We start from the raw sequence: 23,302 nt of genomic DNA on the forward strand, positions 1-23,302 counted from the left end.
ACGGGCTCTAGTGGCGCAGAATCTTGCCGAGGAAGGCGCGGCTGCGGTCGGTCTTCGGGTGGGCGAAGAATTCATCCGGCGTGCCGCTTTCGACGATGGCGCCGGCGTCCATGAACACCACGCGTTGCGCGACCTTGCGGGCGAAGCCCATTTCGTGGGTCACCACCATCATCGTCATGCCTTCCTCCGCTACGGCGACCATGACATCGAGCACTTCCGATATCATCTCGGGATCGAGCGCCGAGGTTGGTTCGTCGAACAGCATGATCTTGGGGCGCATGCCGAGGCAGCGCGCGATGGCCACGCGCTGCTGCTGGCCGCCCGACAGTTGCGCGGGGTAAGCATCGACCTTGTCCGCGAGGCCGACCTTGGCCAGCAGCTCGCGGCCGGCCTTCTCGGCTTCGGCGCGCGGGATCTTGCGCACGTGCATTGGCGCCAGCGTGACGTTCTCCAGCGCTGTCTTGTGCGGATAGAGATTGAACGACTGGAAGACAAAGCCGACCTCCGCGCGCAATAGTGTCATGTTGGTGGTGCGATCGTCGAGACGCTGACCGTCGACAACCAAGTCACCGTCACGGATCGTCTCCAAACCGTTCACGCAACGGATCAAGGTGCTCTTGCCCGAGCCGGATGGACCGCAGACGACGACGACCTCGCGCGGCGCGACGTCGAGCGTGATATCCTTGAGCACATGAAGTGGGCCAAACCATTTATTGACGGCGCGAAACTCGATCATGCTGGTTCAACCTTTCGGATTCTGCGGCGGCGTCACAATCGCACCTCGCCATGGGCCGCGCCCATTCGAAGCTCCAGACGGCGGGCGAGCATGATGAGCGGATAGCAGACAATGAAATAACCCACGCCGACCAGGAAGAAGACCAGGAGCCCATTCGGCACCCGCTGCACCACCAGCCAGCCGACCCGCGTGAGGTCGGTGAGCCCGATGGCCGAGACGACGGAGGAATCCTTGATCAGCAGCACGTACTGGCCAACCAGTGGCGGCAACACGATCCGCATCGCCTGCGGCAGCACGACCTGGCGCATCCTCTGCCACCGTGACAGCCCGGACGCCAGCGCCGCCTCGATCTGGCCGGTTGGAACGGCGCGGATGCCGGCGGCGACGATCTCGCAGATAAAACAAGCCGCGAGGTTTGTCAGAGCAATGATGCCGGCACTGAAGGCGTCGAGCTCGATGCCGAATTCCGGCAGAATGAAGAATATCAGAAAGATCTGCACCAGGAACGGCGTGCCGCGGATCAGGTCGACCCAGGAGCCGATCGCTGCGCTTAAAAGCCGGCTTCCACCAGTCCGAAGGATGCCGAGGCAAAAGCCGATCAGCGTACCGAGCACCAGGCTAATCAGCGACAACGCGACGGTCATGCCGAGGCCACGCAAGGCGAGGGGATAGCTGCCGGCGAGGCTCTGCAACTGCTGCCAGATCATGTCCGCGCTCCTGTCGGCGCCAATCCGAGCCAGTACGCGGATAGCGCCGCTAGCCCCTTCAGGCCGTAATAGAGCAGGAGGTAGAAGGCCGCGATGGTCATGAACCCTTCGGCGGGCATGAAGCGGTCGGAGGCGAGCAGTTGCCCGGCACGGGTCAGTTCGGCGACCGAAATCAACGATAGCAAGGCCGAATCCTTGACCAGCACGATCGCTTGGCCGAGCAATGGTGGAATCGTCACCTTGAATGCTTGCGGCAGGATGACGAAGCGCATGCGTTGGATGAAGGTCATGCCCGAAGCGATGCCTGCCTCCACCTGGCCGCGGTGGATCGACAGGATGCCGGCACGGATGATCTCGGCAATATAGGCACCGCTGTTCAGCGACAAGGCGAGAATGCCGACAACGAGTTCCGGCAGGATGAAGCCGAGGCGAGGCAGACCGAAATAGAGGAAATAGAGCTGCGCCAGCAAGGGTGTGGCCCGCACCGCGTCGATGAAGGCCTTGGCGGGAAGGCGAAACAGCCGGGCGGGCTGCAGGTTCATGGCGACGAGCACGATGCCAACGGCGAGCGCACCGGCGAAGGAGAGGAGCGACAGCCACACCGTCGTGAAGAGACCCTGCCCGAACAAGGGCAGATATTCAACGATGGCGCGGAAGCTGAAGTTCTCGAGCATGGCGAATGGCCTATCCCAGGCGGCGGAAGACGAAATGTCCCGGACGGTCTCGCGACGCCGAAGCGCGCGCGAAACCGGCCGGATCAGATGGATGCTTGAACCATGGGTCGGGCTTAGTGATCCTTCTTCCAGTTGTCGGAGTTGACCCAATAATCGAGGTTTTTCTGCAGACGGCCGTCGAGGGTGACCTGGTCGAGAAACTGGTTCATCCAGATCAACAGGTCCGGTTCGTCATAGCGCGTGGCGAATGCCAACGGCTCCTTCGACAGCATGTCGGGCATAATGGTGAAGCTGCCGGCCGGATAAGCCGTTGACTGACCCTTGACCGCCGAGACGTCGTTGACGCCGCAATCGGCCTGGCCGTTATTGACGGCATCGAGCAGCAGCGGGCCGCCACCCTTGTAGCTCTTGATCTCGGCATCGGGAAAGGCGGCCTTGGCCTCTTTCTCGCCGGTGGCACCGAGCAGTACCGCGATCTTGGTGCCCTTGGCCTTGCAGTCTCCGGTCGTGTTGAACTTGCCGCCGGCCTTGGTGAAGACGGTGCTGCCGGTATACATGTAGGGCTTGGTGAAGGCGACCTTCATTCCCCGCGCCAGCGTCGGCGTCATGTCGGCGACCAGGAGATCGGCCTTTCCGGACAACAGCGCCGGGATCAGGCCATCCCAGTCGAAATCAAGGAAGGTGATCTTCACGCCCATTTCCTTGGCCATCAATTCGGCGAGCTCGACCGAGCTGCCGGTCCGTTCGCCGGCCGCGTCGACCAACGAGAAGGGAGGGCCTTGTGTCTGCACCGCGACGCGCAGTTCACCGCGCTTGGCGATGTCGTCGAGCGTTCCGGCATTGGCGGCGGCGGCGATACTGGCAAGCGCGACCGCTGCGGCGAAAAACTTGGTAATGTTCATTTCATATTCCTCCCGGTTGTCGTTGTCCTACCCACCCGTGGGTGCCTTTTGAACCTCGGCGCCGTTCCCGGCGGCGACCGCGTTCGAAACTCTCAATCCCAGCTGACCGTCTCGGAAACCCGGATGCCGCGCCTGGCCAACTCGTCGAGGAAGCGACCGTCCGGCACATGCATCAGCGGGTTGAGCAGGCCAGGCTTAGCGATCTCGCCGCGGGCCAACATCTGCGCCACGATGCTGGCGGGATAGCCGACGCCGCGGCTCATGCCGAACAGCCCGGACGTCAGGTCGCGCTCTATGATCAGGTCCGATGTCACTGTCTTGCGGCGGCCGCCTTCGCTGCCGGAGAACACGTTGCGCATCACGCAAAGATCCTTCTCATCGACACCATACTGTAATTTCGGACCGAGCATCCGGCCGAGAAATTCGCGCGGGCTGGTGCCAATGCCCGGCACCTTGACTTCGGAGAGGAAGCCGAGTTCCTTCAGCGGAGCCCAAAAAGCCGACCAGCCCGGCCAACGCAGTGAATAGCGGCCACCGCGCCGCAGCCCTTTGGCATGGCCGAGCATGTCGGAATAGTGCGGCGCATCGCCGTTCGGAAAGGCCTCCAGCCTGCCGAGGCCCGCGAACTCGATCTGATGGATGAAACGGTTGTCGTGTTGCCGGGCGGCGGGCACTTCTACCCGTTCGCCGTTTTCGACCAGCACGCTGTCGCGATTCTGGCTCGTCAAGACCATGTCGAAGTTCCAGCTCACCTTATAGCGTAGCGGCTCGGTCGTCGCTTTCGGCTCGGGGATGCCGCCGCAATAGGAGTCGATGGAGGTGATGGTGTCGAACTGCCTGGCGGCACGCGCGTAAAGCACCAGATCGATGCCGGGGTCGAGCCCGCATTCGGTCATGATCGAAACGCCCGCCGTCGTGGCCGCGGGATCAAGATCGGCGATGGCCTTGCCGTAATTGGTGGTGACGAGCGGCGTGCCTGTGGCGATCGCCGCGAGAACCGCCTCGCGCATCAGCGGCTGCGGCAAGAGGTCGATGACCGCGTCGGCGTCCTCCATCACATCCGCCAGCGTTGGACCGATCGGGCCTTCCGGCACCACGAAACGAATGCGGCCAATGTCTGTCAGTCCGGCAAGCAGGGCCGCGCCATCCGGCGCGGTATCGAAACAGACCACTCGCTCGACACCGTCGCTGGCGACGAGATCGGTGATCGCGGCGCGCCCTTGCAACCCGAGGCCGCCAAGTACCGCGATCTTCACGCGCTTTCCTTTCGAGGATTCTCGTCCGACCAGCAACCTTCCGGCAGGCTGACCCACTTATTGCATGATGCCATGACGACGAAGGTCTCGCTGCGCACGACTTCGCCCGGCTCGCCCGCGCCCGGGATCAACTCGCTGGTGACGCGGTAGAGATCGGCGACATCGCCGACCACTGTCACGTCGACGATAATGTCGAAGCGCCCGGTGACCACGCAGGCGGAGTTCACGAAAGGCAGCTCGGAGATGCGTTCCGCCAGTTTCCGGGCCTGCCCGCGCCCCTGGGCATTGATGCCGACAATGGCCGAGATCAATTCCGGACGCTCGGTCAGGTTCAGCAATCCGACGATCTTGAGCAGGTTGCGGCCCAGGAGGTTTCGCAAGCGCATACGCACTGTCGGAACAGAGATCGCCATCTTCTCGGCGAGGCGATTGACGCCAAGCTGCGCATCCTCCGACAGCAGTTTAACCAGTCGCCGGTCGGTCTGATCGAGATGTTCTCGCAATGGTCATGGCTTTCATAAATAGAAAAAATCTGAAGATATTTCTTATAAAACTGAAGATATCCTAGGCATTTTCTTTTGAAAGGCAAGCACATCAATTATTCGGCATTCAATCGACGAGAATTCGGGCCCTTCAGGGCCAGGCACGCCAAGGCGGCCGTCGGCGTTTTGCCGCGACGATTAACTCGCTCGCAAGATTCCACGTTCAATACGATCTTGAGGCGCTCTCTCAGACAACGACTGCGTGCGAATTCCTGGCGTATCGGCTAGCCAGGGTCGACGGTCACGATCCCTCGTCCGGTATGTTCAAGACCTCTCCGCACGCCTTGCAATGAACGGCGTCGGCGTCATGGCGCTGAAGGCCGCATCGGTGACAGGAATAGGTCACTTTGTGAGGGCGGACCACTGCCTGAGCAAGCCTGACGAATAGGGAGATGCCGACGATCATCGTCACAACGGAAGTGAGCTTGCCCAGCGTTCCCGGAAGCGTGATGTCTCCGAATCCCGTCGTCGTCACCGTCGCGACCGTGAAATATAGCGCGTCGACGAATCCTTCGCCTCCCTCCCTGTTGTAGAAGAAGGACGTATAGACGAACCCGGTTGCCATGAAGAGGAACACAAGGAGATTGATCACCGCCCGGACGACGTCGAGAAGGTATAAATAGCCGGCCTTGCGCAGCAAGTCCTTGAGCAGCGGACTGGTGCCGATCGCCCAGAACCGCATGATCCGCAGGAAAGCGAAATTGAAGAGCAGGTCCGGCAGCAACAGCGTGGCCAGCACCACGAAGTCGATCCAGGTCATCGGCCGCCGAATCCACTCGCGCACAGAGAATGCGGCGACCGCCCGGCCGACCATCTCGGCGGCGATCCACACTGCTATCGCATAGTCGATGATCAGATAGGAGGGACCGGATCGCAGGTACGGGCCGAGCAGGAAGAAGGCGAGAATGGCGACGTCAATGGCAGCAAATACCAGCCGAAAGGCGACCGCCTGCCTGCCGTCGGCCCTGTCGAGCTTTCGCAGCACCTGACGAAGCGAATTCTGCAGAGAGCCGTCGTCGGATTCGAAAGTTTTCATCCAGGGAATGTAGATCCCTCATCGGCGTCCGCAAGTTGCCGAAGAGATCCTTGTCCGGCAAATCGTTGTTCTCGTCTGGACAGGACTGCCCTGCAGGTTGTGCCTCGATCTCAGGCGACGGACCATCCACCGTCTACCAGCAGGTTCGCGCCGGTGATCAGGCTCGCAGCCGGTGATGCAAGGAAGACCACGGCGCCCACCACATCATCGGTCTCACCGATCCGGCCGAGTGGAATGTGACCGAGCGTCGCTTCGCGATTATCGGCATCGGATAGAAAAGGTGCTGTACCATCGGTGTGAATGAATGTCGGCGATACGGTATTTACGGTGACGTCATAGCGTGCCCATTCGGCTGCAAGGCAGCGCGTGAGGTGATTGATGGCCGCCTTGCTCATGCAATAGATTGCCTCGCCGCGCAGTGCCACGGTGCCGGCCTGTGAGCTGATGTTGATGATCCTGCCGCCGTTGCGCTTGATCATGTGCCGGCCCACAGCCTGCGTCATCAGAAAGGTACCCTTGATGTTGACGTCGAGTATCTCGTCAAGATCCTTCTCTTCGACGAGTTCCGCGAGATTGCCTGGAGCCACGCCGACGTTGTTGACGAGGACGTCGATCCGGCCGAATGTCGCAAGCGCCGCGTCGACGGCTTGTGCGATATGGGCCTTGTTGGGGATGTCCAGTTCAACAGGGAGAACTTTTCGGCCCGCGCCCTCGAGTTCGGCAACCAGGTCCGCCGACGCCGCGACATCGCGGACCCCTAAAACAATATCGGAACCTGCTGCGGCGCAGGCAAGTGCGCAAGCTCGACCGATGCCGCGGCTCGCTCCTGTCACCAAAGTCACCTTGCCCTCAAGGCTGAAGTCCGGCGCATTCTTCTGCATCACGATGCCTCCCTCGATGAAGCTCCATTTATGGCAGTGTCGGCGTGCGGATGCCGGATATTCTCAGCATGCTGAGGAGTGTCCCTTTGACCAATGGGCGATCCGGCAACGTGGGACGCTTTTCCCGATACCTGCACACGACGACCACCTGCACCATGGCCTGGAAAATCGGCAGCCGGTGGCCTAGCCGATCTGCATCAGGATCGGAAAGGTCTGCTGGAACCAGATCGCCACATTGCTGACCCATCCGAACAGGAAGGCGAGGCCGGTCAGCACGAGGAACAGACCCATCACCTTTTCCACCGTGCCGAGATGGCGGCGGAAGCGCGACAGGAAGCGCATGAAGGAGCCGGAAAAGCCGGCGGCGATCCAGAAGGGGATGGCAAGGCCGAGCGAATAGATGGCGAGCAGCCCGGCGCCGGAGCCGACCGTCTCGCGCGAGGCGGCAACGCCGAGGATTGCGCCAAGCACGGGGCCGATGCAGGGCGTCCAGCCGAAGGCGAAGGCAAGGCCCATGATATAGGCGCCCGTCAGCGTCGCCGGCTTGCCGCTGCCCTGGAAGCGCGCCTCACGCGCCAGCACCCCGATTCGAAAGAGGCCAAGGAAGTTCAACCCCATGACGATGATGATCAGCCCGCCGATCTTCGACAGGAGGTCGAGATGCTGGCGAAGCACCATGCCGATGCTGGAAGCACCGGCGCCGAGCGCTACGAAGACGGTGGCAAAGCCGAGCGTGAAGAGCAGTGCGGAAAAGAATACGCCGCGCCTGACGTCGGGCGCCACCGCCACTGCACCGCCGCCGCGAAACTGCTCGACGGAGATGCCGGCCATATAGCAGAGATAGGGCGGGACGAGGGGAAGCACGCAGGGCGACAGAAAGGAAAGCGCCCCGGCAATCAACGCGCTCCACAGGGAAATATCGGCAATCGACACGCATTCTCTCCGGCTGCAATCTGCGTGATGTTCCTAGCTTTGCAGGCAAGCGATTGCCAATCACCTTTTTGCGCGCGCGAGACATCTGTCTCTGCACGCAAGACATTTGTCTTGGCGCCCGCAAGAAATGTGCCGAACGTTTGCAAAAGGCAAAATTTTCGGTTGACCGGCATGGGTCGCCTGCCTATGTTCCGCCCACTTCCAGCCGGGGTGGTCACACCCGCGGAGAGGGAGAGCGTAGCTCAGCTGGTAGAGCAACTGACTTTTAATCAGTAGGTCTCGGGTTCGAACCCCGACGCTCTCACCATTTTAATCTTCAAGATAGCTGCCGCGATCTTAGATCAACAGTCGCAGTAGCGCGCCCTCGTCCTTCACCCCATGCTGGTACGAATGGATAACCCGCCGAGCAAGATCTTCGCGCTCGGTGTCTGTTGTGATTTGTCGCATCGAGCTGATGTGGTCGAATACTCTCTGGCAGAGGGCAACTTCTTCGTCGCTCAACACGGTTTGTGCGTCGGCTATCTGGGATCGGATCATGATCGCCCTCACTTCCTTCGGATCGGTAGGAGGATGGAACCTCTGCTTTTTAAGCGCGTGAAGGGAGACACAAGGTCGTGAGGTCCCACCCCCATTGTCGTGATGGGTCCTTGCCCCACTGGCAACTAGTTCTCATTCGGCCCGCTCCACACATATGCAGAAGCCGGCTTTCTCTGGGCATTCCAGATCACTTCGTACCCTATCTTCTCAAGCGAGAGTAAAGCGCCAAGCCTTTCGTCATCTGAAAGGCTTCGCAGAGAAACGTTAAGTGCGTCCAGGCCGCCTAAATTGTAGAGGCTAACGAATACATTGATTAACATTGTTCCTCTCTCATTAGTACAGTATAGCACGCAAAGAAATATTTGATTAGGCCTAGGTAAATATTTTCAACATCTATTATCGATCCAAAAATTGTTTTAGATTTTCTTGTTTGGAGTGTGGGTTAGATTTGAGATGGTAGCGCCTTGCGTCTTTCCCGCAGGAATTGAGCTTCACTCGGTGCCAGGCCACCCATTGAAATTTCTGGAAGTTGTTATAAAATCAGTTCGTTGTGGTTTACGTGTCACGTCAGCATCTGGGAGGATTGCGATGTTTCAAGGTATGCACGGCTCCAAGTCGGCACTGGGTCCAGAAGACCTCACAATGATCAAAGACATCTATGACGAATGGTGCGCCGCACGCTGCTGCTCCAAGGATAGCCCAAGTGCAATCAAAGCAGCTCAAGAGTTGATCTCCATGTTCGAACATGGGGTGCGGTCAAAAGATGATCTCCGCATTATGGTCGGCACTATAGGTGCCCATTTGCTCAAACACTGAAATGCAAGCGGCTAAAAGGCATCGCAGGGGAAGGCCAGTGAAAGATCGATGATCAGTCACATCGAGCGTCTCGATGCTTCAGAAGGCTCTCGGAAGAGATGAAGCCGAGGACGATCAACTGCTGGCGAACGCTTGCGAGCATGGTTTGGGATGTTGTTTGCGTGCGTCGATACAGGCCACGCGACGGTTTATGAAATTGGCTCAGACACAGGAACCAAATTCCGCTGCGATCCGTTTTCTCCTCATCAACAACAGGAGAAATCCACCATGGATTGGAATCGTATCGAAGGAAACTGGAAGCAGGCGAAGGGCAAGGTCAAGGAGCAGTGGGGCAAACTCACCGACGATGATCTTGACCAGATCGCCGGCAAGCGCGACCAGCTGGAAGGCAAGATCCAGGAGCGGTATGGCATCGAAAAGGACCGTATTAAACGCGACATCGATGACTGGTCTGGTCGCCAGACTTGGTAATGCCAGACTTGGTAATAACCGAGCAAAAACCCGGTGAAAGCCGGGTTTTTGCTGCCGAAGGAGTTAAGGCAGTCAAGGGCCGTCGGATGTCATGAATATCCGCCAAAAGCCAGGAGAAGGGCGCCGAGTGCGATCACGGCGAGCGCCGGCCAGTTTTGCGATAGCCCGAGGAACCTGAGGCCTTGGCGCCGTGGTTCCAGCGTGGTGCCGCCTTGCGGCATTTGATGCGGATCACTCGGTCTTCGACCAAGCGCCGACGTAAAGAGAAAGAGAAGTCCGCCGATGATGAGAGCGGCTCCGGTCAGGATTGCCCACATGATGGCCTCCGCTAGCGATGAGGATGTGGGTTAAACCAAATCCGGACCTGATCGTTCCATGAGCGGCTACTCACCTGAACAACCGCCGCGTCGGAACCAAAAGCGCTCGAGGTGAATTTGACCGCTGAGCAATGCTGGAGATCCTGATGGAGAAGACACCGAAGACGGCCATCCGCGGAATGATGTTGTACGTGCTCGCTCTTCTCGTCCTCGGAGTGCTGGCAGGCGCCGCCTACACGATCTATGGCCATCCCGCCGATCCGTCCGAGCGACCGGCGGCCGAGACGATTCCGCAAAAAGCTCCGGCTCCGCAGTGAGATACGTCTCTCTAGGGAATTGATTGATCGCCGTCCGAGAACAGACGAGGACCGGGAAGATGCCTGCCAAATCCGGCGCCCACCCGGTCAGGTCGTGCTGAAATGCCTTGGGCTCCACGGCAGGAGATCAGCAAGTGGCAAAGAAAATGGCTTTAGAGAGCAAGCCCGACATCCTGTCGCAAGTCCTTCCAACCAGTATGGAGCTCTTATTATAGGGAGAACAACCTGCGACAGAGAAAATCGGCATCTGCGGAGGGCCGATCAGTAGTGGCCAGCTCTGTCTGGAACCCTGAGAGAGTGCGCCGGAACAGAGGAGTTTTACGGATGAGGGAACATGCAGTCGTGATATCAGGGGCAGGGCCGACGGGCCTGATGCTGGCAGGCGAACTGGCCTTGGCGGGCGTCGACGTCGCCATCGTCGAGCGCCGACCTGACCAGGGGCTTGCCGGTACGCGTGCCGGCGGACTGAGCGCGCGCACGCTCGAGGCTCTCGATCAGCGGGGCATCGTCGACCGATTCCTCGCGGAAGGGCAGGTAGCCCAGGTCACGGGTTTTGCGGTCACTCGTCTGGATATTAGCGATTTTCCGACCCGGCACAATTACGGGCTGGCGCTGCGGCAGAAGCATATCGAGCGCATTCTGGCCGGTTGGGTCGGCGAGCTGGCGGTGCCGATCTATCGCAGCCTTGAGGTAACGGGTTTCGCCCAGGACGACAGCGGCGTCACCATCGAACTCTCCGATGGCGCCTCGCTCAGGGCGCGCTATCTCGTCGGCTGCGATGGCGGCCGCAGTCTGGTTCGCAAGGCTGCCGGCATCGAGTTTCCGGGATGGGATCCGACGACCGGCAACATTCTCGCCGAAGTGGAGATGGAAGAGGAGCCGCCATTGGGCATCCATCGCACGGCCCTTGGTATCTATGCCTTCGGCAGGGAGGAGTATGAAATCCACGACGGCAAGATCGTCTTTGCCAAGGAAGGTCCGATCGGCGTGATGGTGCCGGAGACGAATGCCGGCGCCACGACCGAACCGACGCTCAGTGATCTCAAAGAAGCGCTCATCGCCGCATTCGGAATGGATTACGGACTCCATCGCGTCAACTGGATTTCCAGGTTCACCGACATGTCCAGGCAGGCGACGGCCTACCGCAAGGGCCGGGTACTCCTGGCTGGCGATGCCGCCCATGTGCATTCTCCGGTCGGCGGGCAAGGCCTGAATACCGGTGTGCAGGATGCCGTCAATCTCGGTTGGAAGTTGGCCCAGGTGCTGAAAGGCGCATCGCCTGACGCCTTGCTCGACACCTATCACGCCGAGCGGCATCCGGTTGCGGCCCGCGTGTTGCGCATGACGATGGCGCAGGTCGCATTGCAGCGGACCGACGATCGCACGGAAGCCTTGCGTGACGTGGTAACGGAGCTGCTTGGCATGGAGGAGCCGCGCAAACGCATCGCTGCCGAAATGTCTGGACTGGCTATCCATTACGAGTTCGGCGACGGGCATCCGCTGCTCGGTCGCCGCATGCCTGACCTCGACCTGGTTACCTCAGATGGTCCTCTGCGTCTCTTTACGCTGCTCCAGGATGCGCGGCCCGTGTTCTTGAACCTTAACGCGCCCGGCAGCTTCGACATCGCGCCGTGGCCGGACCGCATCAAGTTGGTCGACGCCGGATATCACGGCGCATGGGAGCTGCCGGCGCTGGGCTTGGTCTCCGCGCCGACGGCAGTGTTGATCCGGCCCGATGGATATGTGGCCTGGGTGGGCGACGGGACGCAGGATGGTCTGCAAGAGGCTCTGAATAGCTGGTTCGGACCACCCGGCTAAAGGCCAAAAGCGCCGACTAAGCGGCGAGCGAGATCTGATCGCAGTCCGATATCGTCGCGGGATCCGGCATCGGTTTGCCGCGGCGTTCCCAGGTCCGGCGGCTGATGCCGAAAGCCTCCCAGGGGCGTGCTTGGCTGAAAGAATTGGCGAGATAATCGGCTCTGGAAAGCGCGCCGGCGGCGCGGCGCTGCTCCTCTTTTCGGCTTCGGTCCCGCTGCCGCCGCTTTTCCTTTTGAAGTTTTGCTCTCTTCCGTTTCGGCACATCGAAGGCACCGATGGTGCGGATATCGAGGCCGCTCCGTTCTGCGTAGCTTAAGTGCAAAGCATGGCCGAGGGCGTCGGCGGACAAGTCGGAAAAGCGCAACTTTGTCCGCTCGTAGATGACGTCCTCTATCTCGGCTTTGCCAGCCCAGGGAAGCCATCGCGCCGCCCAGCCGAGGACCACCTCGACAAACTCTTCCTTGAATTCGACCAAGGCGAGGCCGGCGATCACCTCGACGTAAATCAATGCGTCATCGGCCTCCGGCACGATGTCTCCGTGGCGATGCCTGATCAATTTTTCGATCTCGCGCATCCGGCCGCGGAAATGGTTCCAACGGCTGGCCCGCGTACGGCGCTGGACGGCCTTGTAACCCAGCAGACAGTCGCCGACCTTGATGGCCGTAACATTCCGCGACAAGCCATCCGGCTGGTCCGCTTTGGCAGTCCGCTTTTCCGATTGAGTCGCTTCATCCGGACCCATAAGACGAGCCATCAATTTTCCTTTGCCATCTGCCTTGGGGGGCCGAAACAGCTGATTGTAAAGGAAGGCCGAGGGGGTGATCATCCACTTTTTGCGGTGATCACACGTCATTCTGCGAAGAAGCGGCGGTGGGGGAGATTGCCTGTTGCGGCCTAAATCATTCGCCGGATTTCGTTGACGAGAGGCGCCAACTCGCGGTGGAAGCTTTTGATCATCGCTTGTAGAAACGGCCCAGGGCGCAGTTGGTCTTCATCGATCTCATATCCTGCATTGCGCGCCAGCATCGTCAGAAAGACCAGCTGGATCCGTCCGTTACCTTCGCGGAATGGATGGATCGCGTTGATTTCCGCCAGAAACCATGCTGAGTCTTCAGCGAAGGCGTCCTTTTTTCCGGTTTGGGCGAGATATTCGCGGCTTGCCAATTGAGCAAACAGCCGCTTGGCCTCCGGCTCGATATATTCAGGATAACCGAACCAGTTGTCACCCTTGCCGGTGCGGATGGTTCTGATATTCCCGGCCCACTCGTATACATCCTGGAAAAAATGATGGTGCAGCGCCCGATAGTGCGCGAAATCCCAATTGCCCTCTGGCAGAGCTTCCGTTGCGCGGGAATCGAACATCAGCTGTTCGAATTGATTAAGCTGCTCTTGATCTTCGATATCTGCCTTGTTGCGTAGGACGTGAGTGCCTGGATAACAGAGCGGATCCTCGACGGCATTGTAACGGACCACCCGTCAGACTTTCTTGAAGGCTTTAAGTATCTCTCGGCGGTAAGCGTCCCCCTTGAGGTCGCCGGACGTTAGTTTCTGCGACAGCGCCTTGGAACCGGCACTCATCTTCAAACCTTCGACCGCGGCGAATTTCTCCGCCTTCTTTTCACCGATCGGACGTGTGACAAACCGGCCGGATTCAGCAGATCGACCTAATTTCGTTTCTTTTGCCATGTCGCATCGTACCATCCAACCCAACCCTTTGCCTACTGTCTTATGACCGGAAAGGTACTGTTAAGTCGCTGTTCAGCGATCCATCGGCGCGGAGGATTCATCGTCCGTCCGATCGCCGGAAAGGGAAGACGCGGTTGAGCCACGACATTTCCATCAGCACGTGTCTGCAATCAGCGGAAGCCGAAGAAACTCAAAATCGCGAGCACGATAACGACAGCGCCGACAAGCCAGATCAAATTGTTCATGGGAAAGCGTTCTCCTGTTTAGTGTCGGGCCATTGTGACCCGATCACTTAACGGTGAGGCAGGGCTTGGAGTTCCCAACCGGTCCAATTGCTGTAGCGTGCCACCTTCGGCGCAGGACCAATTTCCGGCTCTATGCCTTTCAATAGCTGCACGAGCGAGCATTGCTGGGTCTGAACCCATCCGCACATGCCGGGTTTACCGATGTATTCCGCTGATATTGAAAGTCCTGGTGATCCTGCCTTGCAGGCGATGTGCAGGAAGACGTGAACGCGGACACACTGATCAGCACTCCCACTACCAATGGAAAAAATCGGTTCATCTGAACGTCTCCTCACAAGCCTGTCATGGTCGCAATCTACCATGCCAACGCGAGCCTATACGAAAACTTGTGGCCTGCTAGATCACGCTCACCTGAGCCGAAACATTCGCACGATTGATCAATCAATCTATAATCGTGATGTGTCGCGCCTCAGTTGATGATTAAATTCACGTAAGTCTAGCCTGGTCGGGCTATTCTGTCGTTATGGAAGTAGTTTCGCGACGTTAATAGTCAAGTGGACGCGATTTCGACTTGAATAGATTGCGATTTTTGAGTAAAATTACACCATAAAAAAGTAATATAAATGGGAGGATACTATGTCGTCAACTCGGTTCGATCCGATTCTGCTTCATCGTCAACATATCATCGATGAGGTCACGTGCCTCGATGAAATCTTCGATGTTCTGGACGGGTGGCCGGAGGACAAACGGGGTTTGGCGTATGACACGCTGTTGAAGGCGTGCAGAGATGCGGCCAATGGGCGTTTCCCGCTGAGCGCTGCGCGCGAGAATTTCCGGCGGTTCCTGAAGATGGCTGGCGTCCTTGCGAAGGTCGAGGGTGGCCCCAAATTCGACGGACCGATGAACCACCAAATTGGTAATGCTTAGTAAGATTATAGGCCTGTTGCGGGCCGTCTGCATGGCAGGGAGGGCGCGCCGTCACATCAGTTGCGGCGCGTTCTGGTTTCGATATCTGCTGATCGGATGATCGCCTATTTCTTGGCCACAAGGCGCCGCGGCAAGCCCTGCAAGAGGCAGCCGGCTATTCGGGTGTCGGATCCAGCAGATCTTAGTTCACGCCGGCATTGGCCCAGTCGCATCGGAAGACGAGCATGGGCTTCGAAAACCCCTTGAACCGTCGGCGCGTTGCGTGAGCGAAGAGATCGGCGGCGCCGTATTCCCGAAAAATATTCTCCGAGACGAGGATCTGGTCGCTGGAGGCTGCCGCACAGAGTCGCGCGGCAAGTTGCACGGTCGTGCCGAAGAGGTCGTTGCTGTCCTCGACCGGCTCGCCGCAGTCCAGTCCGATGCGGATATGAATCGGCTCGGTGTTTCCGCCGTTGTAACGCTCGAATTCCCGCTGGATCGCCATGGCGCATTCGACGGCTGCCGTTGTCGCGGCGAAGGCCGCCATGATGCCGTCGCCGGTGTGTTTCACTTCGCGGCCTGAATTCTGGCTGAGGCATCGGCGCACGACAGCGTCATGGGCCCTTACCATTTCGGTCGCAATGCGGTCGCCGAGGCGCGATGTCATCGCCGTCGATCCGACGATGTCGGTAAAAAGGATTGCCCGGTGGCCAGGATCCACCTGAGCGGAGGATTGGCCGGGGGCCGGCTCAGGGTCATGGATTCGGCCTAGAAAAGCCTCAACCGCGGACAGGGCGACCTCGACGATCTCGCCGGCGACGAAGCCATGGGCCTCGCGATGCACACATTGCGCAGTTTCCGCATCCGGCGCATCCACCAGGCAAAAGGCGGTCCCGCGCCGCTGATCGAACCAATAGGTCAGGAACTTGACGCCGTACTTGTCCTGGATATCGAGATCCATGCGATGTGCCTGAGCGACGTCAGCCGCTGACGTTCCCTCAAGAAAGTGCCGGTCCATGAAAATAGGCATCGCGCGCTCCTCCCAGATCCGCCGCGTGCAGGATAGATTGTATTGTACGACCCGGATGAAACTCCGTCCACCTCTGGCACAATCCATGAATGATTAGAGAGGCTCTTGCTTCCAGAAAAGCATATGTGTTGCTGTAATCATTATAGAGTATAGAAGGAAAGGCTGCGTTTTAATCAGCGGGAGTGGGATGAAAGCCCGATATTTACCATAATCAGTCGCTTAATGACTGGTCGGGGAGCTGTCGGGGTCTTCAGGCGTTCCATGTTCTCAAACGCGGCGGCTGCCGGACCCGGGAGGGATGGAGAAACACGTCTGTTACGGCCATGATTGACCTGAGCATAATGCCGAAAAGTGTGAGCGGTTTTCGGAAGACATCATGCTCTAACTCTATAGTGTGGAACAGGATTCAGATTTCAGGCCGACCCGGGCCTAAATCATCCTGTTCTAGGATCAAAAGCCAAGCTTTCGTCCCGGTAGGCGACCTGCCAACGGCACGCAAATTGCATCGTATTCCATAGCTCCACCGAAATTGGGAAAAGCTGTAGCAAAGTGAGACAGACGGCACATTTTCGACCGGTTGGCTTGGCCTCAATGGGGCTCGGCCATTATGCCGTTATTAACTCTGTGTGGGACGCCGCGCGCACGCTCCTGCGCGACTGGCCGGTAGACGACGGCGAAGAGTATTTCGAGGCCGTCAAGTCGTGCCTGGATGCGATTATCGGCGACCTCCCACCGGAACACGTTCGGGCAGCCTTCATCAGGGCTGCGCAGGAGGCCGGCATTGCCGTCATAGAAGCGGCGGACTGAATACTCTCCGCGCTTCCCCACCTATCCTCAACGCCAGATCGTCCGACGCTTGACTTTTCCGGCTGAAGTTCTAATTTAGAACAAAACAGGAACATTGGAGATGATCATGACGCATACGGAACAGGTGATCGCCAACGCCCTCGCGCTTGTCGAAGCGTCCCGCGCGGTCCGCGAGCGGGATCAACAGCGGCGCGCTGCCTGGCAGAGAAAGGTCGAACTCAGCCGGCCGCTGCCGCCATTGCCACGCCCGGTTCAATTGCCGTTGGCGCTGAACTGATGCAGCCGGCAAAAGCCTTGGAACCCCATCGGGCACGCCCCGAACAAGCCGGGCTCGATCAAGCCTGGCACGATCAGGCCTGGGAAGTCGAAGCCGTGCTTGCCTGGCATGACGACAATGCCAAGGCCGCAATACGATCTCTGCTCGACGACTGCAAACATCTCCGCCAGCAACTGGCGCTGGCGGAAAGCGTGATGAGCCGCGGGATGGCCCGCGGATGGGCGCCGCGATACGAGCGCGACGCTCTCTGAAATTGAGGCGATCCGAACCGGCAAGAGGGGTCAGCTGCCTGCAGCATTCGTCTCCGGATCGACCCGGGGCAGCCGGCTGCGGGCGATGACGGCTCCGACCAGTGCGATCGCCACCACGGCGCCGATCCATGCGCTATACAAGCTCTGCCCGAGAATGATGCCGGCAAGGACCGGCGTGACGATGTCGGTGACCGCGACAAGCGACTGCGTTGCTCCCATGACGATGCCCTGGCGTTGCTGCGGCACATGCACGGAGAGCGCTGCAACGAATGTCGGCCGCGCCAATGCCACGCCCGTGCTGATGCAAAGGACGGCGAAGGCGAGGGTAGCAATGTCGGTGGCGAGGCCGGCCGTGACATAGCCAATCGAGAGAATGATAAAGACCAGGACGATCAGGCCTCGTTCAGAGAAAATGCCGCCGAGCCACGTCAGGAGGAAAAGCTGGACCAGGATGTTGATCGCGCCGTCGGCGGTGAGAAGGTAACCCAGCTCCTTCGGACCGAACGCATGTTCATTCCAGGTGAATGTATCCGCCAGAAAAACGGCGAGCTGCGAACTGAACATCCCGTATGAGAAATAGTGGCAGAGAAGAACGGCGACGAGGACGCGGATGACCGGCGAGGCGAGCAGGGTTCGGAAGGAAACCTTCTCGCCGACCGTCTCGTCCGCTTTGCTGTCGTCGCCGAACCGGCCGCGCGCATCGCCACCTTTCAGGCAAAGCCCGGTCACCAGCATGCTGGTCGCCGACAGAGCAAGCGCGACCCAGATCGGCGCTGTCAGAGAAATATCGGCAAGGTATCCGGAAAGGCCAGGTCCGATCATTCCGCCAAGGCCGAGGCCCGCACTCAGAATGCCGATGGCCTGGCGCCGGGTGGTGGCGCTGCTGTTGTCGGCAGCATAGGCTGCCGCGGCCGAGAAATTGGCTGCGGTCAGGCCGAGCAGGATCCGCGCCAGCAGCACGAAGACGACGCTGTTGGCAAGCGCCAGCAGCAAAAGGCTGATCAACGCTCCGGCCTGGCTGGCGAGCAAAACCCTCTTGCGTCCGCAACGGTCGGAAAGTTGACCTAGCCAGGGCGCGGCAACGAACTGGCTGAGCGCTTCCGCACCGAGAACAAGCCCGAGAACGAGCGGCGACGCCCCGAGATTCCGGAGGTAGAATGGCAGGATCGGCAGGATGGCGCCGCTGCTGGCGGCATCGAGGCTGACGATGATGAAAACCGGCAGCATCAGCCGCCAGTCAAGTTTCTGCGACACGGCGCTTGCGGCAGCATCGATCGGACGCAGTTCGTCGCTCATCACATTTCTCTCTGACTGAGGCTAGGACGGTGCACGCGGCCGGCCGCCCTGAGAAACTCGCTTCTCCGGCGTTACGCGATCGCGGCGGGTATTCCCGCAGCCGGGTTCCCAGCAGCGCGCCTGTCTTCAGACGCGCCGAGGCCGTGACGCTTTGAGTTGCCGCTTACGCAGCAAGGCCGACATTTGCGAGATAGGCTTCCAGAGCCCAGGCGTGAGCGGACGCAATGATAGCGCCGACATAGCCATCCGGACGCACGAGCACCCAGTCGCCCGATGTCAGACCGTAGGCATCATGGAAATGCCCGCCTTCATCGATGACATCTCCGCGCTCGCCGATCCTGTGGATATGCAGGCCCGGGCGCGGCGGTACGGCGGCTTGCTCGACCTCGTAGCCGAGCAGCGTCCAGTGCGCGCCCTTGAACAGTTCGAACAGGCGCGTCGGCTGGCCGGCGACACCTTTGAGCGGCGCGTCGGGTGCACGGTCGCCCGCAAGCAGGCCGGCGCTCCGCTCCGGCTTTTCCAGCGCGAAGGAGGAGGAGGGATAGCCGATATCGAGTTGATGCACATCGCGGCCACGCCGCATATCGCCTCGCTTCATGGCGTCGAGAAGATTGGTCGCCAGACCGAGCACGGCGGCGGCGACCGGGCGGCGCTCTTCCTCATAGCTGTCGAGCAGCGCGTCGGGCGCGCCGGCAGTGACCGCAGCCAGTTTCCATCCGAGATTATAGGCGTCCTGAATGCTGGTATTCAGCCCCTGTCCGCCGGTCGGCGGATGCGTATGGGCGGCATCGCCGACCAGGAACACGCGGCCGAGCCGGTAGTGATCGGCAAGCCGGGCGTTCATATGGAAGGCTGACGCCCAGGAGACCGATTGGACCTCGATGTCGTCGCGGCCGGTGCGTTCCTTCACCAGGGCGGTCAAGCCCGCCGCGGAGAGGTCGACCTCGCCTTCGAGCGGGATGGGTCCCTGGATCTGGAACAGGTCCGTCCCCGCCAGCGGGCAAATGGCGATCTGCCGCTGCATGTCGCCATCGCCGAAGCGATGCCATACCTCTCGGTCCAACCCTGTCAGAATGACATCGGCGACCATGGCGCGCACGCCGAGCGTCTTGCCGGGAAAGCCGATATCCAGCGCATGGCGCACAAAGCTGCGGCCGCCATCGGCGCCGACGAGCCAACGCACGCGGATGGTCTCTTCACCGGATGTGCCCTTAAGTCGAGCAGTCACGCCCGCCTCATCCTGTTCGAAGCCGATGAGTTCGCATCCGAATTCGGGGCGATGCCCAAGTTCGAGCAGGCGCTCGCGCATCACGCCTTCGGTCAGGAACTGCGGCACCATCAGCGGAAGATGATAGGGCTCGGCCGGCGTCGGCTCGCCACCCACCACAGCGTCGGATTCGCTGACGCTGCCATCGTCACGATATTCCCGCTGCCTGGGATAGGTGCCGCCTTGGGCGACGATCCGGTCGAGAATGCCGAGATCCTCGAACACTTCCTGGCTCCGCGGCTGAATGCCCTTGCCGCGGGAACCGCGGAACGGGTCGTGCAATTTTTCGATCAGGCGGAAGGATACACCCCGCCGCGCCAGCTCGATCGCCAGCGTCAGGCCGGCAGCCCCGGCGCCTGATATCAGCACGTCGACTGTGGAATTCTCTGTCATTGATTTCTCCATGTGTGTATTATGCACATAATAGGAGAATCGGCATGGCGTCAACAAAGAATGTGCAAAATACACATATAAGCGGAAAGCTGCGCGAGCTGCATGGGGCTTTGATCGAGATCGTCAGCGTCATGAACCGCCCGCAGCGCGACGAGCAGATGGTCCGCGAGGCAGGCATTTCGCTCGATCGCGCCCTGTTTCCGCTGCTGGTCACGATCGAACGGCTCGGTCCCATCGGGGTGGTCGAACTCGCCGACCGCGCCGGGCGCGATTACACCACCGTCAGCCGTCAGGTCGCCAAGCTCGAAAGTCTCGATCTGGTGGAGCGCCGCGGCAATGCTACCGACCGCCGCGTGCGCGAGGCGGTCATCAGCCCGAAGGGCAAGGCAATGACCGATCGCATCGACATCGCCCGCGAGCGGATGGGCCGCGCCATCTTCGAGAGCTGGGAGGAACACGATTTCAATGAACTCGTGCGCCTCATGCGGAAGTTTGCCGAGGATATCAGCGGCGATATCGGCAATGGCGTGGGAGAAACTGAGGGCGAGGGCGGACCGCAAGCGGATTAGCCTCGGAATCCTTCCCCTATGTGGCCTATGAATTCACCGGAGCCATTGCGCCGGCGCGTCTGCGATGATCTTGTAGCGACCTGCAATCGCAACGTTTTCCGGTGATTCCCAATGTTCGATATTCTGTGGCGCGGCCTGGTGATCGGCGCCGGCGCAACCATCCTCATGGACCTCTGGGCGATCCTGCTCACCCAGTTCGGCCAGGCGGCCCCCAATTGGGCACCGGTTGGACGCTGGTTCTGGCACCTCCGCCGCGGCAAGGTCTTTCACGAGAGCATTGCCGACGCCAAGCCCTATGCCAATGAGCTGGCGCTCGGCTGGATCAGCCATTACGCCGTCGGCATTCTCTATGGGGTGATCTTCGCCATCATCATGGGCTCAGGCTGGTTGGCGGCCCCGACATTTCTTCCCGCCTGGATCTTCGGCATCGTCACCGTCGGGGCAGGGTGGTTCCTGCTGCAGCCGGGCCTCGGCATCGGCTGGGCCGCTTCCAAACATCCGACCCCAAACAAGGTTCGGTGCTTCAACCTTCTCGCCCATACGGTTTTTGCGCTGGGGCTTTATGGCACGGCATTGACCATTGGGTGAGCTCGGGGTCTGCTCGCTTCGCCCAATGAGGATCGCCGCCTGCCCCTCACCCTAACCCTCTCCGCGTAAACGGGGCGAGGGGACGTGCCCTGCGAGAGGTTGTCGAGGAACGGAGAGGTGAGCGGCAATCCCCCTTCGCCCCGCAAGCGGGGAGAAGGTGCCGGCAGGCGGATGAGGGGCAACCCTTGCCAGAGGGCTCCATGTGCCCCTCATAGCGGCAGCCTCAATCGAGCCCCACCTTACCGCGCAGCCCAGTTGGCGCCGCGGCGGAAGATGGTCTTCATCTGGGGAACGTCGAATTCCTTGGCCTGATGGCCGAGCGAGGAATAGAAGACGCGGCCCTTGCCGTATTTCCGCTTCCAGACGACGGGCATGACGACGCCGTCGATCCAGTAGGCGTGTTCGCCGGTGAACTTGGTCGTCGCCAGAACCTCGTTCGAGGGGTCGACATGCATGTAATATTGCTCTGAGGTATAGGGAAAATCGGTAATCCCCTCCATGAGCGGATCGTCGGGGCGGGTGATGTTGACGGTATAGTCGATGATGTTGCCGGGGTGAGCCACCCACTGGCCGCCGATGATGAACTGGTAATCGACGGAGTCGCGGAAGGCATCGCCCGCGCCGCCGTGATAGCCGGCGATACCGACGCCGCTCTCGATCGCCGTGGCGAGGTTCTTCACCTCCTCCTTCTCGATCTTCGACATCGTCATGATCGGCACGACGAGGCTGAGATCATGGACGGAGGGGTCGGCAAGCGCCTCGGTGCCGTGTTCGAGATAGACCTTGAAGCCGTCTTCCTCGAGCATGGTCTTGATGATTTCGGCGCACTCCTGCGGCTCATGCCCGCTCCAGCCGCCCCAGACGATCAGTGCTTCACGCATAGTCTTTCCTCCTGAAACTTATTTCGCCAGTCGTCCGTCGACGATGGAATCGGACAGCGGCGCAGGGCGCTCCGTTGCCGTGGTGATCGCGACCGTGCGGCCGGTCGAGGCGGCGGTGTGGAATGCTTCCATGACTTCGAGCACATGCAGCGCCAGATCGCCATTGGCGCGGTGCGGCCGGTTGAAGCGGATCGCATGCGCCATGTCGGCAACGCCGAGCGAGCGATAGTTGCCGTCGGCATAAGGCGATGTGACCGGCTGGTCCTCAAACGAACCGCCCTTCTTCAGATATTCCACCGGGCCGCCGAACTTGTTGGGATCGGGAACGATCAACGTGCCCTCGGTCCCGTAGACTTCCAGCGGTACATGTTTATGGCCGGCGACATCGAAGCTCATGGCGATCTGCACGACGGCGCCGTTGGCAAAGGCCATCATGCCGGTGACATGGGTCGGCACATGCACGGGAATGCGTTCGCCATTGCGCGGTTCGCTGGTGATCAGCCGTTCCGCCCGCGGTGTCGTCGCAAAACCCGCAACTTGTGAAACCGGTCCGAGAAGATTGACGAGATCGGTGATGTAATAGGGACCCATATCGAGCATCGGCCCGCCGCCGACTTCATAATAGAAGGCCGGATTCGGATGCCAGCGCTCATGGCCGGGGCACATGAAGGTCGCCGAGCCGCCGACCGGCTGGCCGATGACGCCTTGGTCGATCAAGCCACGCGCCGTCTGGTGGCCGCCGCCGAGGAAGGTGTCGGGGGCAGCGCCGATGCGCAGATTCCTCGCTTTGGCGGCTTCCGCCAATTTTTTCCCTTCCGCGAAATTAATCCCGAGCGGTTTTTCCGAATAGGTGTGCTTGCCGGCATCGAGCGCCTGCAGCGCCACGGCAACATGGGCCTTCGGGATCGTCAGGTTGACGATGATCTCGACCTTGGGATCGGCGAAAAGCTCCTCGACGGTCTTGACCGGAACATTGAATTCCGCAGCCTTTGCTTCCGCCAGCTCCCGGTTGAGATCGGCGACGCCGCGAATGTCGAGAATGGGAAAGGATGCCATCGCCGTGAGATAGGCGCCCGAAATATTGCCGCATCCGATGATGCCGATACCGACCTTGTCCATGAATTCCTCCATTCATCGTGCCATTGATTTTGATTGTGCCGCCC

Annotated in this window: 30 protein-coding genes and 1 tRNA gene; 11 read left to right on the top strand and 20 right to left on the bottom strand. The window is 60.1% G+C overall.

Annotation, left to right across the window (positions count from 1 at the left end; genetic code table 11):
* Positions 1-7 precede the first annotated feature (7 nt).
* The 9 genes from AC25BC_RS09140 to AC25BC_RS09180 all read right to left on the bottom strand — a co-directional run bounded on the left by AC25BC_RS09140 (position 8) and on the right by AC25BC_RS09180 (position 7,667).
* Positions 8-736, bottom strand: coding sequence for an amino acid ABC transporter ATP-binding protein (locus tag AC25BC_RS09140; protein ID WP_128439379.1), 729 nt, complete (start codon positions 734-736; stop codon positions 8-10).
* 32 nt (positions 737-768) lie between these two features.
* Positions 769-1,443: an amino acid ABC transporter permease gene (locus AC25BC_RS09145; RefSeq protein ID WP_012757359.1), complete on the bottom strand. Its 675-nt coding sequence runs from the start codon at positions 1,441-1,443 to the stop codon at positions 769-771.
* Entirely contained in the window at positions 1,440-2,117 is a 678-nt protein-coding gene (locus tag AC25BC_RS09150; RefSeq protein ID WP_017994010.1) for an amino acid ABC transporter permease, read from the bottom strand. Before AC25BC_RS09150 ends, AC25BC_RS09145 begins: the two co-directional genes overlap by 4 nt.
* Before the next feature lie 113 nt (positions 2,118-2,230).
* The gene (locus AC25BC_RS09155; RefSeq protein WP_012757361.1) at positions 2,231-3,019 is read right to left on the bottom strand and encodes an ABC transporter substrate-binding protein; all 789 of its coding nucleotides are present in this window, start codon (positions 3,017-3,019) and stop codon (positions 2,231-2,233) included.
* A gap of 92 nt (positions 3,020-3,111) precedes the next feature.
* Positions 3,112-4,275, bottom strand: coding sequence for a saccharopine dehydrogenase family protein (locus tag AC25BC_RS09160; RefSeq protein ID WP_128439380.1), 1,164 nt, complete (start codon positions 4,273-4,275; stop codon positions 3,112-3,114).
* Entirely contained in the window at positions 4,272-4,778 is a 507-nt protein-coding gene (locus AC25BC_RS09165; RefSeq protein WP_012757363.1) for an Lrp/AsnC family transcriptional regulator, read from the bottom strand. The genes AC25BC_RS09160 and AC25BC_RS09165 overlap by 4 nt, the downstream gene beginning before the upstream one ends.
* Positions 4,779-5,058: 280 nt before the next feature.
* Positions 5,059-5,853: a potassium channel family protein gene (locus AC25BC_RS09170; RefSeq protein WP_128439381.1), complete on the bottom strand. Its 795-nt coding sequence runs from the start codon at positions 5,851-5,853 to the stop codon at positions 5,059-5,061.
* Between the two features lie 110 nt (positions 5,854-5,963).
* Positions 5,964-6,734, bottom strand: coding sequence for an SDR family NAD(P)-dependent oxidoreductase (locus AC25BC_RS09175; RefSeq protein WP_113545130.1), 771 nt, complete (start codon positions 6,732-6,734; stop codon positions 5,964-5,966).
* 183 nt (positions 6,735-6,917) lie between these two features.
* A complete protein-coding gene (locus AC25BC_RS09180) occupies positions 6,918-7,667 on the bottom strand; it encodes a cytochrome c biogenesis CcdA family protein (protein WP_012757366.1) in 750 nt (249 codons plus the stop codon).
* Positions 7,668-7,898: 231 nt separating this feature from the next.
* Here AC25BC_RS09180 and AC25BC_RS09185 point away from each other — a divergent pair.
* Positions 7,899-7,974, top strand: a tRNA-Lys gene (locus AC25BC_RS09185).
* 29 nt (positions 7,975-8,003) lie between these two features.
* On the opposite strand, the gene AC25BC_RS09190 is transcribed toward AC25BC_RS09185, so the two are convergent.
* Both AC25BC_RS09190 and AC25BC_RS09195 read right to left on the bottom strand, forming a co-directional pair.
* Complete coding sequence (locus AC25BC_RS09190; protein WP_012757370.1) at positions 8,004-8,204, bottom strand: hypothetical protein; 201 nt, start codon at positions 8,202-8,204, stop codon at positions 8,004-8,006.
* Positions 8,205-8,329: 125 nt separating this feature from the next.
* Positions 8,330-8,524: a hypothetical protein gene (locus tag AC25BC_RS09195; RefSeq protein WP_128439382.1), complete on the bottom strand. Its 195-nt coding sequence runs from the start codon at positions 8,522-8,524 to the stop codon at positions 8,330-8,332.
* A 322-nt stretch (positions 8,525-8,846) separates the two neighbouring features.
* On the opposite strand from AC25BC_RS09195, the gene AC25BC_RS09200 reads away from it, so the two are divergent.
* Together AC25BC_RS09200 and AC25BC_RS09205 are read left to right on the top strand one after the other, a co-directional pair.
* Positions 8,847-9,020: a hypothetical protein gene (locus tag AC25BC_RS09200; RefSeq protein ID WP_487778549.1), complete on the top strand. Its 174-nt coding sequence runs from the start codon at positions 8,847-8,849 to the stop codon at positions 9,018-9,020.
* 267 nt (positions 9,021-9,287) lie between these two features.
* Entirely contained in the window at positions 9,288-9,491 is a 204-nt protein-coding gene (locus tag AC25BC_RS09205; protein ID WP_012757373.1) for a CsbD family protein, read from the top strand.
* A gap of 89 nt (positions 9,492-9,580) precedes the next feature.
* Here the strand turns inward: AC25BC_RS09205 and AC25BC_RS09210 are convergent, their stop codons facing one another.
* Positions 9,581-9,808 (bottom strand): hypothetical protein, encoded by a 228-nt coding sequence (locus tag AC25BC_RS09210; protein ID WP_128439384.1) that lies wholly within the window; start codon positions 9,806-9,808, stop codon positions 9,581-9,583.
* Between the two features lie 146 nt (positions 9,809-9,954).
* Here AC25BC_RS09210 and AC25BC_RS09215 point away from each other — a divergent pair, with 146 nt between their 5' ends.
* The gene (locus AC25BC_RS09215) at positions 9,955-10,125 is read left to right on the top strand and encodes a hypothetical protein (RefSeq protein ID WP_164903010.1); all 171 of its coding nucleotides are present in this window, start codon (positions 9,955-9,957) and stop codon (positions 10,123-10,125) included.
* A gap of 324 nt (positions 10,126-10,449) precedes the next feature.
* The gene (locus tag AC25BC_RS09220; RefSeq protein ID WP_128439385.1) at positions 10,450-11,943 is read left to right on the top strand and encodes an FAD-dependent monooxygenase; all 1,494 of its coding nucleotides are present in this window, start codon (positions 10,450-10,452) and stop codon (positions 11,941-11,943) included.
* 16 nt (positions 11,944-11,959) lie between these two features.
* Here the strand turns inward: AC25BC_RS09220 and AC25BC_RS09225 are convergent, their stop codons facing one another.
* The 3 genes from AC25BC_RS09225 to AC25BC_RS09235 all read right to left on the bottom strand — a co-directional run bounded on the left by AC25BC_RS09225 (position 11,960) and on the right by AC25BC_RS09235 (position 13,629).
* The gene (locus AC25BC_RS09225; protein ID WP_128439386.1) at positions 11,960-12,697 is read right to left on the bottom strand and encodes a hypothetical protein; all 738 of its coding nucleotides are present in this window, start codon (positions 12,695-12,697) and stop codon (positions 11,960-11,962) included.
* 140 nt (positions 12,698-12,837) lie between these two features.
* Complete coding sequence (locus AC25BC_RS09230) at positions 12,838-13,416, bottom strand: Fic/DOC family protein (RefSeq protein ID WP_017994016.1); 579 nt, start codon at positions 13,414-13,416, stop codon at positions 12,838-12,840.
* 3 nt (positions 13,417-13,419) lie between these two features.
* Entirely contained in the window at positions 13,420-13,629 is a 210-nt protein-coding gene (locus AC25BC_RS09235) for a hypothetical protein (protein WP_017994017.1), read from the bottom strand.
* A gap of 881 nt (positions 13,630-14,510) precedes the next feature.
* Here AC25BC_RS09235 and AC25BC_RS09240 point away from each other — a divergent pair.
* Positions 14,511-14,801, top strand: coding sequence for a DUF982 domain-containing protein (locus AC25BC_RS09240; RefSeq protein ID WP_017988273.1), 291 nt, complete (start codon positions 14,511-14,513; stop codon positions 14,799-14,801).
* A 181-nt stretch (positions 14,802-14,982) separates the two neighbouring features.
* Here AC25BC_RS09240 and AC25BC_RS09245 read toward each other — a convergent pair whose 3' ends face one another.
* Entirely contained in the window at positions 14,983-15,810 is an 828-nt protein-coding gene (locus tag AC25BC_RS09245; protein WP_113545119.1) for a nickel-binding protein, read from the bottom strand.
* Positions 15,811-16,359: 549 nt separating this feature from the next.
* Between AC25BC_RS09245 and AC25BC_RS09250 the strand changes: the two genes are divergently transcribed.
* The 3 genes from AC25BC_RS09250 to AC25BC_RS09260 all read left to right on the top strand — a co-directional run bounded on the left by AC25BC_RS09250 (position 16,360) and on the right by AC25BC_RS09260 (position 17,145).
* The gene (locus AC25BC_RS09250; RefSeq protein ID WP_011651896.1) at positions 16,360-16,617 is read left to right on the top strand and encodes a DUF982 domain-containing protein; all 258 of its coding nucleotides are present in this window, start codon (positions 16,360-16,362) and stop codon (positions 16,615-16,617) included.
* Between the two features lie 106 nt (positions 16,618-16,723).
* Positions 16,724-16,894, top strand: a complete 171-nt coding sequence (locus AC25BC_RS09255) for a hypothetical protein (protein WP_164902394.1) — start codon at positions 16,724-16,726, stop codon at positions 16,892-16,894.
* The gene (locus AC25BC_RS09260; RefSeq protein WP_113545116.1) at positions 16,894-17,145 is read left to right on the top strand and encodes a hypothetical protein; all 252 of its coding nucleotides are present in this window, start codon (positions 16,894-16,896) and stop codon (positions 17,143-17,145) included. The genes AC25BC_RS09255 and AC25BC_RS09260 overlap by 1 nt, the downstream gene beginning before the upstream one ends.
* 30 nt (positions 17,146-17,175) lie before the next feature.
* Here AC25BC_RS09260 and AC25BC_RS09265 read toward each other — a convergent pair whose 3' ends face one another.
* Both AC25BC_RS09265 and AC25BC_RS09270 read right to left on the bottom strand, forming a co-directional pair.
* Entirely contained in the window at positions 17,176-18,441 is a 1,266-nt protein-coding gene (locus AC25BC_RS09265) for an MFS transporter (RefSeq protein WP_128407926.1), read from the bottom strand.
* A 163-nt stretch (positions 18,442-18,604) separates the two neighbouring features.
* Positions 18,605-20,101, bottom strand: coding sequence for an FAD-dependent oxidoreductase (locus tag AC25BC_RS09270; RefSeq protein ID WP_113545114.1), 1,497 nt, complete (start codon positions 20,099-20,101; stop codon positions 18,605-18,607).
* Positions 20,102-20,145: 44 nt separating this feature from the next.
* On the opposite strand from AC25BC_RS09270, the gene AC25BC_RS09275 reads away from it, so the two are divergent.
* Together AC25BC_RS09275 and AC25BC_RS09280 are read left to right on the top strand one after the other, a co-directional pair.
* Positions 20,146-20,670: a MarR family winged helix-turn-helix transcriptional regulator gene (locus AC25BC_RS09275; protein WP_113545113.1), complete on the top strand. Its 525-nt coding sequence runs from the start codon at positions 20,146-20,148 to the stop codon at positions 20,668-20,670.
* Between the two features lie 111 nt (positions 20,671-20,781).
* Positions 20,782-21,258, top strand: a complete 477-nt coding sequence (locus AC25BC_RS09280; protein ID WP_128439387.1) for a DUF2938 domain-containing protein — start codon at positions 20,782-20,784, stop codon at positions 21,256-21,258.
* A 239-nt stretch (positions 21,259-21,497) separates the two neighbouring features.
* Here the strand turns inward: AC25BC_RS09280 and AC25BC_RS09285 are convergent, their stop codons facing one another.
* Both AC25BC_RS09285 and AC25BC_RS09290 read right to left on the bottom strand, forming a co-directional pair.
* Positions 21,498-22,139 (bottom strand): ThuA domain-containing protein, encoded by a 642-nt coding sequence (locus tag AC25BC_RS09285; protein ID WP_113545111.1) that lies wholly within the window; start codon positions 22,137-22,139, stop codon positions 21,498-21,500.
* 18 nt (positions 22,140-22,157) lie between these two features.
* Positions 22,158-23,258, bottom strand: coding sequence for a Gfo/Idh/MocA family protein (locus AC25BC_RS09290; RefSeq protein ID WP_113545147.1), 1,101 nt, complete (start codon positions 23,256-23,258; stop codon positions 22,158-22,160).
* Positions 23,259-23,302: the final 44 nt, after the last annotated feature.

It is taken from the genome of Rhizobium sp. WSM409 (assembly GCF_057653825.1).